This window comes from Taylorella asinigenitalis MCE3 (assembly GCF_000226625.1).
Taxonomy (GTDB): domain Bacteria; phylum Pseudomonadota; class Gammaproteobacteria; order Burkholderiales; family Burkholderiaceae_B; genus Taylorella; species Taylorella asinigenitalis.
In genome coordinates this window covers 1292890-1306901 of record NC_016043.1, presented here as the reverse complement: position 1 = coordinate 1306901, position 14012 = coordinate 1292890, and the positions used below count along the sequence as shown (strand labels likewise).

Genomic DNA, 14012 nt, shown 5'->3' with positions numbered 1-14012 from the left:
ATTCACACTACGCTTCCGTCACGTCACATCTCTTAGCTTGATCCTACAAACTAAAAGGCCTACCACTAACCTGAGTGCTTGGATTAGCCATATCCTGTTGAGACATAACACCAGCCTCATAACCCAATCTACCAGCCTCTATCGCTAATTTGAAGGCTTTAGCCATCTTAACTGGATCATGCGATTGCGATACGGCTGAATTTAAAAGCACCGCATCAAACCCAAGTTCCATAGCATGAGCGGCATCTTTTGGAGATCCAATTCCTGCATCAATCACTAAAAAAGCATCAGGTAATCTAGCTCGCAATATACGTAGAGCAAAAGTGTTTATTAAGCCTTGACCTGAACCAATTGGAGCACCCCATGGCATTAAGACTTTGCATCCAGCATCAAGTAATCTCTGGCAAGTAACCAGATCATCAGTGCAATATGGAAATACTTCAAATCCTTCTTGAATAAGCTTCTCAGCTGCTTTTACTAATTCGAACATATCGGGTTGCAGCGTATAATCATCCCCAATTACCTCTAGCTTAATCCAATTAGTTTCGAAAACTTCGCGGGCCATTAAAGCCACATTTATTGCATCATGGGCTGTTTTGCATCCTGCAGTGTTTGGCAATAAGGCCGCCCCACTCTGTTTTAAGGCGTCAAAATATAGAGATTGTTCATTTTTCATAGATGTACCGTCGCCCATTTGTCTTTTAAGAGAGACGGTAATTACTTCAGCTTCCGAAGCAGCCAAAGAATCAAGCAATATTTTTGGAGAAGGATATTGTGCAGTGCCTAGAAAAAAACGGCTCTTTAAAGTTTTTCCGCCAATCGTATATTCGCCCATTTCAACCCCCTGTAATTGGAGTAAATGTACTCACTTGATCAAGCTCTTGCAATATGTAGATGCTTCGTTGAGATTTCGGTATGAAATTCGAATTCACTGCACTTGCGAGTGAAATTTCTTCTTCAGATTTTGAAAAAATTTCTTGTTCTAAAAATGCTTCTAAAGAAGTGCCTTCATCAATATTTCGAATCTCATTGTTTAAGAATATTTTTATAGTCATATTATTTTGCAAGCGTGTTCATAACACTATAATTATCGCCCAGTAATGGTCTTAGAGAATCTTCAACGACAGCTGGAGCTATAAGCCATCCATGTCTAAAAAGCCCATTAACCCTAGTTAAACCATGCTCATGTTCAATTCTAGGTAAATTATCTAAAGTCGCAGGACGTAAATTCGTTTCAGTATGAATAATTCGTGCCTCAGATATATCTGGCAATACACTGTGGGCCGCCGTCAATAACTCCACCATACTGCGTACTGATATAGGGCTTCTGTCTTCAGACTCAATCTCACTTGCTCCAACAAAAAGTATATCGGGCTTCCTATGCACAATATATACACGATAACGTGGATGAATCAATCGAATCGGCCGAGACAGCCTTAAACCAGGCATCTGCAACCACATCACTTCGCCTCGAACGCCACGCACATTATTACATGAAATGGTATGAGCATTAGGATTTTTTACCTCTCTAGCACCAACGCCCCTCGCATCAAACACCCAATCAAATTCGTACGAATCACCGCGAACAGTGTGAATCGTATGCGGTGACAATGATTTCACAGGCGTCTGCCACCGCCAATAAATATTCATACAAGATGCATATAAAGCCTGCATCGCCTGCCGCGTATGGATATGCCCCTCGTTTTGTAGCATCCATGCATGTGAGACTCCGTGAACATCTGGTTCAAGATTGCTTAATTCTTCCATAGTAAGTGGCAATGGTGCCTGGGCCGCCGGAGCCTTTTTCTGCAACAATGATACAAGCCTATTCGCTACACCATAATCCCCATGATGAGCCAGTATCAGACCTCCCTCATAGTGCAATTCAACGGGTAAACTCAAAGCAGGCACGATAGCTTTCCATAATTCTAAGGAACGCAAACCAAGATCCAAAATAATCGTATCACCGCTTTCGATTTCAGCTATATGGCTAAGCATACCAGCAGCCGTAAATCCTGCAGCACGTGGATCAGTCTCACTATCAGCCACATCGAAGATAGTGATATCATGCCCTTCGCGAGTCAATAAAAATGCGAGCAATCGTCCAACTAACCCTGCTCCAGCAATGCCTATATGCATGTCAAAACCTATCTTATGTACAATAGTTAGCAAATATTTTAATCCTTATTTTTATATGACTGTAGCCCACGATTTACTTACGAGTGTTTTCGGATTCTCCGAGTTCAAAAACAAACAAGAGCAAATAATCAAGCACACAATTGAAGGGCATGACAGTCTGGTTGTAATGCCTACTTCTGGCGGAAAATCACTTTGCTATCAAATTCCAGCTATTGCCCTCGGTGGCAATGCTGTAGTGATCTCTCCACTTATTGCATTAATGAATAACCAAGTCGAATTTTTAAAAAGTCGTGGTGTTCGAGCAGTAACCGTTAATGCAAACTCAAATAAGCAGGAATTAGATAATCTAGAAAATCAGTGGATAAATGGTGATATAGATATACTTTATCTCTCTCCAGAAAAAGTACTGACCTTAAAATTTCTTTCGATTCTTTCAAAGAAAAATGCTTCACTTTTCGCAATTGATGAGGCTCATTGTGTATCCCAATGGGGTCATGATTTTAGGCCAGAGTATTTAGGATTGCATGAGCTTAAATCAAGATGGCCAAATATACCTATGATTGCATTAACTGCAACAGCTACACCAGCAACACGCAAAGAAATTGTTCAAAAGCTTGGTCTGCGTAGTCCACAAATATATATATCGAGCATTAAAAGAGAAAATATAAGATACCAAATTGTGGAAAGATCAGTTCCAAATAAGCAGCTACTCGAATTTATAAATAATAATCACAAGAATGAACCTGGCATCGTTTATTGCTTAACTAGGATGAAATGCGAGAGAATTGCCACCTATTTAAAAAAAAATGGGATTAATGCGCAAGCTTATCATGCAGGATTGGAAGCAGAGGAACGCAAGTCAATAGAAGAAGAATTTATGCATTCAAATTCGCTAGTGGTAGTTGCGACCGTTGCTTTTGGAATGGGGATTGATAAGCCTGATGTGCGTTTTGTTGCACATATAGAAATGCCTCGTTCTGTTGAGCATTATCTTCAGGAAACGGGCCGAGCAGGGCGTGACGGCAAACCAGCAACTGCTTGGCTTGCATATGGTCTTAGCGATGTGATTCAGCACTATAAGTTTATTTATGCATCTTTTGCACCGATAGAGCAAAAAGAAAGAATGATGCAAAAACTTTTTTCTATGCTTGGAGTGTGCGAAACAAAGTTAGATATCAGTGAGCAACTAATGAGTTACTTTGGAGAGACAAAAGGTCAAATGCCAACACCATCCAAAAAAGAATCCTCTCATTTGGTAGATTGCACTCGATATGCTCAAATGCTTATGTCTACAATTTTTTGGCTTGAACATAATCATAAACAGAGGTTTGGTTGTGGATATATCATTTCTATATTGTTGGGCAAATTAAATGATGGACGTATTTTGCAAAATGGACATGAAAAACTGAGTACGTTCGGAATCGGCAAGGATCTTAGTGAAATACAATGGTCCCGTATTATGCGTAATTTGCTTATTTACGAATACGTTATCTTTGATATTGAAGGATATTGCACGCTTGCACTAACAAAAAAAAGTAAGCCACTTCTTAAGGGTGAAGTGGGTCTACATATTCCTAATCTATATTCAAAATAGACAGCTGTTCATCTTGGCGATTTGCTGGTGGTGTCAAATTAAAATGATTCCAGGCATGAATAGTTGCCACTCTTCCACGAGGAGTTCTTTGAATAAATCCATGTTGTATTAAATATGGTTCGATTATTTCTTCAATGGTGTGGCTTTCCTCTCCGATGGCAGCAGCTAGATTATCTACTCCAACTGGTCCACCTTGAAACTTAAGCAAAATAGCTTCTAATAAACGTCTATCCATATTATCTAAACCAATAGGGTCAACCTCAAGCATACCCAATGCATCGGATGCAATTTGGTCAGATATAAGACCATTGTTTCGAACATCTGCAAAATCACGAACGCGTCTAAGTAATCTATTGGCAATACGAGGCGTTCCACGCGATCTTCTTGCGATTTCATATGCACCCTTTTGTTCGATATTTGCTCCAAGCAAACCGGCACTTCTTTTGACTATATGAGTTAAATGATCTGTTGAATAAAACTCAAGTCTTGAGATAATGCCAAATCTATTTCTTAATGGATTTGTAAGCATACCAGCTCTAGTAGTTGCTCCCACTAAAGTGAAAGGTTGTAAATCTATTTTTATACTACGAGCCGCAGGGCCATCTCCTATCATAATATCAATCTGAAAATCTTCTAGTGCAGGATACAAAATTTCTTCGACTACTGGAGATAGTCTGTGAATTTCGTCAATAAACAATACATCGTTTTTGTTTAAGTTTGTAAGAATAGCAGCTAGATCTCCTGGTTTCTCTAACACAGGGCCAGAAGTTTGTCGCATCTTGGTGCCCATTTCGTTGGCAATGATATGGGCTAGCGTCGTTTTTCCGAGTCCTGGCGGTCCGAAGAGTAATACATGATCAAGAGCTTCATTTCTATTTTTTGCGGCTTTAATAAAAATCTCAAGCTGCTCACAGACCTTATCCTGTCCCTTGTAATCAGCTAATGTTTTAGGACGCAAAGCCTTTTCGAAAGACTCTTCTTTCGAATCCACCATCTCATTTTGAACAATACCTCGATTAGCAGGTGATTGAATATTATCTGGGATTATAGGCATAGAACTCTCTATTTAAATAGGTACATATGTAATAAATAGTACAACTATAAATGATAGCAAAACAAAAGGTATAAGTGATTTTATAACTCTCTCTATCGGTAGGTTTGATACTGTACATGCCGCAAATAAATTAACCCCAAATGGAGGAGTAATCATACCTAAAGCAAGATTGACCACAATAATTAAACCAAAATGAACTGGGTCGATTCCGAATTTTATAGCTACAGGAAGAAGAAGAGGTCCTAACACCACGATGGATGCTGAAGTTTCGACGAACATTCCAATAACAAACAAAAGCACGTTTAAAGCTAGTAAAAACTGTATTTTGTACTGAAAATTATCTGCAATCCATGTCCCTAAAAATTGAGGAACTCCTGAGAAATTCAAAATAAAACTTAGAACAGATGCATTTGCGATTAAAAATAAAATTACAGAGGTTGATATAGTACTGTTTATAAAGGATTTAGAAATCAGCTCTTTGTTAAGTGTGCCGTAAATGCCTGCGATTAGGATAGAATAAATTACTGAAATTATAGATGCCTCAGTAGGTGTAAAAATGCCTCCGTATATGCCGCCTAGTACAATCACTGGCAATAATAGAGCTAAAAAGGCTCGTTTAAAGGATGCGAGCAAATCTCTTTTGTCGTCTAATTGAGCAATATCGATTTTGTTTTTAGAGGCATAAAAAATTGCATATACGCATAAAACAAATGCAATAAAAATTCCTGGAATAAATCCAGCACTGAATAAATCCACTACATTAGTTTTAGTAGATACAGCATAAAGAATCATAGGCACAGAAGGTGGAATTATTACACCTAATTCTGAAGCCGTAGCTTGAAGCGATGTAGCAAATTCATTGGAATATCCACGCTTGACAAGTGCAGGAATCAAAATTGAACCTACTGCAAAAGTCGTAGCCACACCTGAACCTGCAATCGCTGCAAATATCATGCTTGTAAATATGCAAGTGCATGCAAGCCCGCCTCTTAAACTACCAAACAGGCATTTTGAAAAATCTATAAGTCTTTCTGAAACCCCCGATCTAAGCATGATTTGACCAGTTAGAATAAAAAAGGGGATCGTTGCGAGCGGAAAGCTATCCAAAGAAGCGTAATAATTTTGAACTAAAACTAGAGGACTTAAATCAGCAATTTTTAAGCCGAAAAGCGTAGCAAATCCAATGCTTACCGCAATAGGAACAGTAAACACAAAGAAAATAATCATGGTGATAAACATCAAATGCATTACATCACCTTGATTCTTTTTGATAGAAGATTGATTAATATGGTCAAAGCTGACATAGCAGATCCGACAGGAATTGCTAGATAGGCCCAAGATATAGAAATATCTAAGCCGGCAAGCATTTGCTCTCTGCTTCTTAAAAACACCTCGTAGCCTAAAACACTTAATGCCACAAGAAAAACAAGACTAATGGTCATAGCCACAGTAGATACATGTTTATGTAATGCCTGTGGCAATGTCAACTTAAGCACATCCAGCCTGAGCATTTTTCCATCTTCAAAAGTCAGTGGCAATGCAGTAAACACAAGCCAAATTATTGAAAATCTAATCCAACTCTCTGTCCATACCGATGGTTTAATTAAGATAAAGCGACTAATAATTTGAAAAAATCCAGCTAACAGAGCCGATGCTAGTAGTAATACGCATAAGAATCGCAGAAAGTCAAAAAACTTTTTCATTAATTACTTATCCATAGAACGCAATGCTATACGCACACCTTCAGTAGCATCTATATCCTTAGGCAATGCACTTATAGCCTGTTTAGCTTGTTTATCTGAATAGCCAAGATTTAGTAAAGCTGCAAGTATATCGTTATGATTTTTTGAGTTTGAAGATTTATCTGAGCTGCTACCTAACTCAGGCATTTTTCCTTTTAGCTCAAGCAATATTCGTGCTGCTGTTTTCTTTCCGATGCCTGGAACTCTTTCAAGTTGAGATGAATCTTCAGACTCAATAGCACTATAGAGTGCATCTGGGGTCATCCCTGAGAGAATGCCCAAAGCACTTTTAAATCCAATACCATTTACTTTGACTAAGGCCCTAAAAGTTGCTCTTTCCTCTTCAGAAATAAAACCATATAAAGTATGAGCATCCTCTCTCACTGCAAGATGCGTATAAAGAGTCACCTCCTGACCAATATCAGGAAGTTCATAGAATGTAGTCATCGAAACGTCTACATCATAGGCAATACCGCCTAAATCAATGCAAACAGTTGGCGGAAATTTCGAGATTAATTTTCCTTTCAAACGACTAATCATAAAACCTACTTATATTTGATCCTACCACCCCTCATCCTTGCAGTATGACTTGAGTCCAAGTTCATTTCTTTAAGTATATCGAGAGTAGGTAACATATGTGCATGAGTTATAGCACATGCCAATGCATCCGCAGCGTCCAATGGCGGCATCGCACCTAAATTCAATATGTATTTGACCATCTGTCGGACCTGTTCTTTAGGTGCTCTCCCATTTCCGCTAACGGATTTTTTTATCTGAAGAGCTGGGTACTCATAAACTTCCAATCCCACACTAGCTAGAGACACAAGGGCCGCCCCACGTGCTTGTCCTAGCAATAGGGTAGTCTTGCCGTTTTTATTCACGACAACCTCCTCAATACAAGAAGATTTTGGGTTGTAGTGATTGATTACTTCCTTGACGCCCTCCATAATATGTAGAAGGCGCTTATACAACGGCAAATCTGTTGGGATGGCAATGGTCCCGCTTGCGACATACTGAAGCTGCCCATTTTGAGCAGTTTCGATTACACCGTATCCAGTTAACCGTAGCCCTGGGTCCACACCTAATATACGCACTAGGTCCTCTTTTTAGTGTCTAAAGTGACGCATTCCAGTGAATACCATGGCAATGCCATGTTCATCAGCCGCAGCAATCACTTCCTCGTCTCTAATGCTTCCGCCTGGTTGGATAATGCAATCCGCACCTTGAGATACGATAACATCAAGTGCATCTCTAAATGGGAAAAACGCATCCGATGCAGCCGCTGTTCCTTTGAGATCAAGACCATTTGCCTCAGCCTTGATAGAAGCGATTCTTGCAGAATCTAGGCGACTCATTTGACCAGCTCCAACACCCATAGTCATGCCGTCAGCACAAAAAACGATGGCATTAGATTTAACGAATTTTGCAATCTTCCATGCAAATAATAGGTCTTTCATTTGCTGCTCAGAAGGCTGTTTTTTCGTTACAACTCTAAACTCAGATTCAGATTCTTTAGAGGTATCTGGAGTTTGAACTAACCATCCTCCCCCAACACGCAGTACATTGAATGGGTTTTGTGCATGACCTAAAGGCAAACGCAACACGCGAACATTTTTCTTAGCTTTAAGAAATTCCAAGGCTTCTGGATGATAATCTGGAGCCAATAAAACTTCCATAAATTGTTTACTTACCTCTTGAGCAACGGAAAGGTCTACTGGACAATTAAAAGCGATAATCCCACCAAATGCCGATGTCGAATCAGTTTTAAAAGCCTTTTGATAAGCTTCCAATGCACTTGCACCTATTGCAACTCCGCATGGATTTGCGTGTTTAACAATAACGCAAGCAGGTGCATCAAATTGTCTAACACACTCCCAAGCTGCATCAGAATCTGCAATATTGTTATATGAAAGTTCCTTACCCTGCAATTGATTAAATGCTGACAGTAAGCCGCTTAGCGTAGCATTTGTATCTTTATAAAATGCTGCCTTTTGGTGTGGATTTTCTCCGTAACGTAAGATTTGGCCAATTTGAGCTTGAATTGATAATGTTGAAGGCCACTCCATTTTTTGTGGAGCTGTATCTGCTGCAGGCTCTTCATCCTCTAAACTAGTTAAATACTGGGCAATCATCCCATCATAAGCCGATGTGTGTGCATATACTTTAGAAGCTAGTTTAAGTCTTAAACCATAGCTTGTATCACCTCTTTCATCAATTTGTTTTAAAACTTCGTCGTAATCTCGTGGGTCGATTATTACAGTAACGCCCCCAGCTTGATTGCCGAGATTTTTTGCGGCAGCCCTCAACATCGCAGGACCGCCTATATCAATATTCTCGATAGCATTTTCGAAAGTACAATTCGGATCTGATGTAGCATCTTTAAATGGATACAGATTCACTACTAAAAGATCTATTGGATCAATACCATTTGCCTTCATGGTGGCAATGTGCTCGTCTTTATCCCTTCTTCCTAAAAGTCCACCATGAATTTTAGGATGCAAGGTTTTTACACGACCTTCTAATATTTCAGGAGACCCTGTGTGCTCTGAAACTTCAGTCACTGGTATACCAGACTGAGCCAATAATTTAGCTGTCCCACCAGTTGATAAAATTTTTATGCCGCGAGAGTGGAGTGATTGAGCAAACTCAACGATACCAGACTTATCTGATACAGAAATTAGAGCAGTTTTAATAGCCATAAATTAATTTTGAATTAAGTTATAAGAGAGTAATTTTTTTCTTAATGTGCTTCTATTAATACCAAGAATTTGGGAGGCTTTGGATTGATTTCCATTTGTCTTTTCCATAATCTTTACTAATAAAGATTTTTCAACGCAGCTCATGACCATCTGCCATACATTGTTTGGATCATTGCCTTCAAGGGCTGCAAAATATCTGTCCAAATTTTGGTTTAGAGATTTCTGAATAGAGTTAATACTTTCAGTCATTTTATTTAGTTAATTAATTATTTATTTATTTGTTTATTGAACCATTGATCTACAGCTTTAAACTGAGATTTAGTATCTTCTATAAGAAGTAGAGACTTAACGAATTCTCGTGCTTGAGTAAATGGAGCTAAATACCATGATAGATGTTTTCTAGCTGTTCTAACTCCAGTGGTTTCACCGTAAAATTCATAGTGCTCTTCAAGATGTTCAAGTATAACCTCTTGCATTTGACTAAATGTGGGTTGAGGAATAATTTTATGATAATTTACGAAATGATAAATTTCGTTAAAAATCCAAGGGTTACCTTGAGCAGCTCTACCTATCATAATACCATCGGCACCAGTATAGTCTAGAACGTATTTAGCTTTTATTGGCGAATCTATATCTCCATTAGCGATTACAGGAATTGAAATATTCTCTTTTATTTTTTTGACTGTCTCATATTCAGCTTCTCCAGTATAAAGCTGAGCCCGTGTTCTTCCATGTATTGTTATAGCACTTACACCTAATGATTCAGAGAGCATAGCAATCTCAAGTGCATTCAAATTATCCGCATCCCATCCTGTTCTAGTTTTAACAGTAACAGGTATATCAAGTGGCTTACATACATTAATAACAGATTTTAATATTTCTTCAATCCTCATAACATCTCGCATTAATGCGGATCCACAAGCAACATTACAAACTTTTTTTGCGGGACAACCTAAATTTATATCAATAATTTGGGCACCTTTTGATATATTAAAAATCGCAGCTTGTGCCATCATTTTTGGATCTGCACCGATAAGCTGAACGCATATTGGTTCAACTTCACCTTTGTGGTCAAGTCTGCGAGAAGTTTTAATGCTGTCCCAAAGTTTAGGGTTACTAGCTGCCATCTCAGAGACTGCATAACCAGCTCCAAGCTTTTTGCAAAGTCTCCTAAAAGGCCTATCCGTAACGCCTGCCATTGGGGCAACAAAAATATTATTACTTAATTCCCAGTGACCGATTTTCATATAAAATAAGGAAGTTTTTTTTGGTAGAAATATGAATTTAAGTATATTGCATTGGTTAACGCCTTGGGAGTTTTCTCCTACGTTACTAGTGCTTTTCTTTTTAGCAGCACTTCTATTTCTTAGAGGCCAATCAAAAGTAAAAGTAAATTTAATAAGAAAAGCACTATTTTGGTTTGGTTTTGTTTTGTTGTATCTAGCAATTCATACGCACCTTGATTACTACGCAGAAAGAGTGTTTTTTGTACATAGAGCTCAACACGTAGTATTACACCATTTAGCACCAATAATTATTATGGGATCTTACCCGCTTTCAGTGTTTAAAGCTGGTTTGCCATCATCAATAAGAAAGAAAATATCAAAATTTTGGGACTCCAAATTAGGTGGTGTCTTATATAAACTCGGAACTAATAAATACTTTATACCATTCATGTTTGTATTTTTAGTTCTTATCTGGTTAGTACCTTCAATACAGTTTTATTCAATGCTTGATCAGATGTGGTATCGAATCATGAACTGGTCAGTTGTCGTGAGTGGTTTTTTATACTGGCATATGATTCTGGATAGAAGATCAAAGCCTCTTGCATCAATGAGTCATTTATCTAGAGTAATTTCACCAATAATTTCTATGGTGCCACAGATTATTGCAGGTGTATGGATAAGTAGTTCAGAGAGAGATTTATTTCCATTATTTGATTTGTGTGGCAGGGCATTGCCAGTGACACCACTTGAAGACCAAGCACTAGGAGGCTTAATTATGTGGTTGCCTGCTGCTATTATTGAATCATTTGGCTTTGTGGCCGCATTAGCCATTTGGCTTAATAGATCGTCCAAAGGACGTTAGAAATGGATAAAAAAGAATTTAAAGAATTTGGTTTTCACTCAAAAATCCTAGAAAACATTTCAAATACAGGCTATCTGCATGCCACCCCGATACAGGCCTTATCATTTCCACCAATATTAGAAGGGCGTGATGTGATGGGTGCTGCACAGACAGGGACAGGGAAGACAGCGGCATTTACATTGCCACTTTTAAATAGAATGATCCCAAAGGCAAGCTTCAGCACATCTCCCGCAAAGCATCCTGTACGCATGCTTGTACTGACACCGACGCGAGAGTTAGCGGAGCAAATTTCTAAAAATGTCATTGCATATGCAGATGGTTTGCCGCTAAGAACTTCTCTTATTTACGGAGGCGTGGATTTTAATGCACAAAAGCATGAGCTTATGCGAGGTGCTGATATTGTTATAGCCACTCCTGGCAGGCTACTTGATCATGTTGAGCAGAGAACTATTAATTTGAATCAAGTTGAATTTCTGATTTTGGATGAGGCTGATAGGATGTTGGATATGGGTTTTATGCTCGACCTATTAAAGATTCTTGCTCAACTTCCAAGCAGAAGGCAAAGTCTATTATATTCAGCGACATTTAGCGATAACATTCGCTCGCTTGCTCAAAAGTTTTTGCATGATCCAGTTGAGATAACAGTTGCATCAAATAATTCGACAGCTTCTACGATTACGCAAGAGATTTTTAGTGTGAGTGAAGCGGAAAAAAATGCAGCTCTGCTCTATCTTCTTGCCTCACGTAATTTTAATAATGTAATTATTTTCTCAAACAGAAAAATAACCTGTAAAAATCTTGAGCGATATTTAAATAATTTAGACTTATCGGCTCAATCTCTTCATGGAGATAAAACGCAAAGCGAGAGAACAAAAGCTTTGAATTTATTTAAAAGTTCGAAATGCAATATTCTAGTAGCTACTGATGTTGCTGCACGTGGACTTGATATTAGTGATGTGGATGCCGTGATTAATTATGAGCTCCCACCGACATCTGAAGATTATGTACACCGCATAGGAAGGACAGGAAGGGCTGGAAGAAAGGGCATTGCCATCTCAATGTATTCAAGCGATGAGAAAGAAAGTTTGCATGAAATTGAAACCTTGATTGGAACGAAATTTAGAAGTACAAAACTTAGCATTCCTGATATGTTTAAGATAAATTTTTCAAGTAACAACAGGGGAAACTTGCAATCAATTAAAGAGGAATTTAATAAAAATAAATTCTTCTATAAGCCCTATGAAGAAGAGGAAGCTCCGTTATCAACGCAAGAATTTAATTCCAAAAAACCTAAACTCTATAACAAAAATGTGCCAGCTTTACTAAGAAGAAAGTAACTCTTGCACAAGCATTTTTATATCTGACGGGCCTGAATTCGTATGTCCTTGGTCGTTTTCGAGCATCCTCTTAAGATGTAGAATGTGGGGAAGCATCGTTCCATAAAATATATTTGAGCCATTTTTTTGGATAAGTATCGTGGGAAAATCCTCTACATCCAAGTCGTCCAAAAGCTCTGGATCCTCTTCAATGTCAACCCATAAAAATAGCTCTTTGCGTTCTTGGCTTAGTTTTTTAAAGGCATCATAGAATTCAACGCAAGTTCTACACCATTGAGCACAGTAACAAACAACAATAGCATCAAATGATTTTATGGTTTCGGCTAATTCATTTGCATTTGGCTTAAGTGGTGAAGTAAATATCATTTTCTTAAAGCGTTCAAACACTCTTCCACTAATTGTGGTCCGTGATAAATTAAGCCAGTGTATATTTGAATTGCATTTGCCCCAGCAGCAATTGTCTCCTTAGCGGCATCGCCAGATTGAATTCCACCCACTCCAATAATCGCTTTATTGCTTGATAGTTTTTCTCTTAGTCTTCTGATTACACGCAATGACATTTGATGAAGCATAGGTCCAGATAAGCCTCCAGTTTGCGATGCAAGTTCGTGATTAGCTATTGACTGGCGCGAAATTGTAGTATTTGTGGCAATGACTCCCTCAATATGATGCTCTGTTATTAGAGCTGCAATCTCATCAATTTGCTCATCCTCTAGGTCTGGAGCTATTTTTAGAGCAATTGGTACATAACGGTGATAGTTTTTTTGCAATTCAAGGCGTTTTTCGTGAAGAGTTTTAAGTAAATCTTCTAAGGAACTTGAGTTTTGTAAGTCCCGTAAATTTTTTGTATTAGGGGAGGAAATGTTTATGCTTACATAATCTGCATAAGGATATACTCCTTCTAATCCAATTAAATAATCTTGCGTTGCTTCTTCAATAGGTGTGTCAGCATTTTTACCGATATTTAAACCTAAAATTCCACCGTTTTTTTGAAATGAGCTTTGTTTAACGTTTTGAATAAATGCATCCAAACCATTATTATTAAAACCCATCCTGTTAATTAAAGCACTATGCTCTGGAATGCGATATAACCTAGGTCTTGGATTGCCTGGTTGTGCTCTTGGTGTCACCGTGCCGATTTCAAGAAAACCGAAACCAAGCCCTGCTAAAACATCAATATAATCCCCATTTTTATCAAGACCAGCAGCTAAGCCTACAGGATTTTTAACCTTCAAACCCATAAACTCAGTTTCAAGCGGTGGAAATGATTTTTGCAGAAATCGTCTAAGTATTGGATTGTTTGAATATTTCTTAAGCTGATTCAAAGTCCATACATGAGCATCTTCTGCGTTCATATTG

Annotated in this window: 16 protein-coding genes; 3 read left to right on the top strand and 13 right to left on the bottom strand. The window is 38.3% G+C overall.

The features are described from left to right. Positions 1 to 43: 43 nt before the first annotated feature. From TASI_RS06180 to TASI_RS06170, 3 genes are read right to left on the bottom strand one after another with little or no spacing between them, the layout of a single operon-like run. Positions 44 to 835: a thiazole synthase gene (locus TASI_RS06180; RefSeq protein ID WP_014111904.1), complete on the bottom strand. Its 792-nt coding sequence runs from the start codon at positions 833 to 835 to the stop codon at positions 44 to 46. Between the two features lies 1 nt (position 836). After that, the gene (gene thiS / locus TASI_RS06175) at positions 837 to 1055 is read right to left on the bottom strand and encodes a sulfur carrier protein ThiS (protein ID WP_014111903.1); all 219 of its coding nucleotides are present in this window, start codon (positions 1053 to 1055) and stop codon (positions 837 to 839) included. 1 nt (position 1056) lies between these two features. Next, positions 1057 to 2139 carry an FAD-dependent oxidoreductase gene (locus TASI_RS06170; RefSeq protein ID WP_014111902.1) on the bottom strand — a complete coding sequence of 361 codons (1083 nt, stop codon included), beginning with the start codon at positions 2137 to 2139 and terminating at the stop codon, positions 1057 to 1059. A gap of 55 nt (positions 2140 to 2194) precedes the next feature. On the opposite strand from TASI_RS06170, the gene TASI_RS06165 reads away from it, so the two are divergent. After that, positions 2195 to 3733: a RecQ family ATP-dependent DNA helicase gene (locus tag TASI_RS06165; protein ID WP_044978292.1), complete on the top strand. Its 1539-nt coding sequence runs from the start codon at positions 2195 to 2197 to the stop codon at positions 3731 to 3733. On the opposite strand, the gene ruvB is transcribed toward TASI_RS06165, so the two are convergent. From ruvB to dusB, 8 genes are read right to left on the bottom strand one after another with little or no spacing between them, the layout of a single operon-like run. After that, complete coding sequence (gene ruvB, locus TASI_RS06160; protein ID WP_014111900.1) at positions 3714 to 4787, bottom strand: Holliday junction branch migration DNA helicase RuvB; 1074 nt, start codon at positions 4785 to 4787, stop codon at positions 3714 to 3716. The genes TASI_RS06165 and ruvB overlap by 20 nt on opposite strands. A 12-nt stretch (positions 4788 to 4799) precedes the next feature. Then, positions 4800 to 6035 (bottom strand): TRAP transporter large permease, encoded by a 1236-nt coding sequence (locus TASI_RS06155; RefSeq protein WP_014111899.1) that lies wholly within the window; start codon positions 6033 to 6035, stop codon positions 4800 to 4802. Then, positions 6035 to 6490, bottom strand: coding sequence for a TRAP transporter small permease (locus tag TASI_RS06150; RefSeq protein WP_014111898.1), 456 nt, complete (start codon positions 6488 to 6490; stop codon positions 6035 to 6037). The genes TASI_RS06155 and TASI_RS06150 overlap by 1 nt, the downstream gene beginning before the upstream one ends. 3 nt (positions 6491 to 6493) lie before the next feature. Continuing rightward, entirely contained in the window at positions 6494 to 7069 is a 576-nt protein-coding gene (gene ruvA, locus TASI_RS06145; RefSeq protein WP_014111897.1) for a Holliday junction branch migration protein RuvA, read from the bottom strand. A 5-nt stretch (positions 7070 to 7074) separates the two neighbouring features. After that, complete coding sequence (ruvC, locus tag TASI_RS06140; protein WP_014111896.1) at positions 7075 to 7623, bottom strand: crossover junction endodeoxyribonuclease RuvC; 549 nt, start codon at positions 7621 to 7623, stop codon at positions 7075 to 7077. A gap of 12 nt (positions 7624 to 7635) precedes the next feature. Next, positions 7636 to 9228, bottom strand: coding sequence for a bifunctional phosphoribosylaminoimidazolecarboxamide formyltransferase/IMP cyclohydrolase (gene purH, locus TASI_RS06135; RefSeq protein WP_014111895.1), 1593 nt, complete (start codon positions 9226 to 9228; stop codon positions 7636 to 7638). A gap of 3 nt (positions 9229 to 9231) precedes the next feature. After that, positions 9232 to 9477 carry a helix-turn-helix domain-containing protein gene (locus TASI_RS06130; RefSeq protein ID WP_014111894.1) on the bottom strand — a complete coding sequence of 82 codons (246 nt, stop codon included), beginning with the start codon at positions 9475 to 9477 and terminating at the stop codon, positions 9232 to 9234. Between the two features lie 17 nt (positions 9478 to 9494). Further along, positions 9495 to 10475, bottom strand: a complete 981-nt coding sequence (gene dusB / locus TASI_RS06125; RefSeq protein ID WP_014111893.1) for a tRNA dihydrouridine synthase DusB — start codon at positions 10473 to 10475, stop codon at positions 9495 to 9497. A 31-nt stretch (positions 10476 to 10506) separates the two neighbouring features. Between dusB and TASI_RS06120 the strand changes: the two genes are divergently transcribed. Continuing rightward, positions 10507 to 11316, top strand: a complete 810-nt coding sequence (locus TASI_RS06120) for a cytochrome c oxidase assembly protein (RefSeq protein ID WP_014111892.1) — start codon at positions 10507 to 10509, stop codon at positions 11314 to 11316. A gap of 2 nt (positions 11317 to 11318) precedes the next feature. Beyond that, positions 11319 to 12653, top strand: coding sequence for a DEAD/DEAH box helicase (locus tag TASI_RS06115; protein WP_014111891.1), 1335 nt, complete (start codon positions 11319 to 11321; stop codon positions 12651 to 12653). Here TASI_RS06115 and TASI_RS06110 read toward each other — a convergent pair. Both TASI_RS06110 and TASI_RS06105 read right to left on the bottom strand, forming a co-directional pair. Further along, positions 12639 to 13019 carry a thioredoxin family protein gene (locus TASI_RS06110; RefSeq protein ID WP_014111890.1) on the bottom strand — a complete coding sequence of 127 codons (381 nt, stop codon included), beginning with the start codon at positions 13017 to 13019 and terminating at the stop codon, positions 12639 to 12641. The genes TASI_RS06115 and TASI_RS06110 overlap by 15 nt on opposite strands. Beyond that, positions 13016 to 14008: a quinone-dependent dihydroorotate dehydrogenase gene (locus TASI_RS06105; protein ID WP_014111889.1), complete on the bottom strand. Its 993-nt coding sequence runs from the start codon at positions 14006 to 14008 to the stop codon at positions 13016 to 13018. The genes TASI_RS06110 and TASI_RS06105 overlap by 4 nt, the downstream gene beginning before the upstream one ends. Between the last annotated feature and the right edge of the window lie 4 nt (positions 14009 to 14012).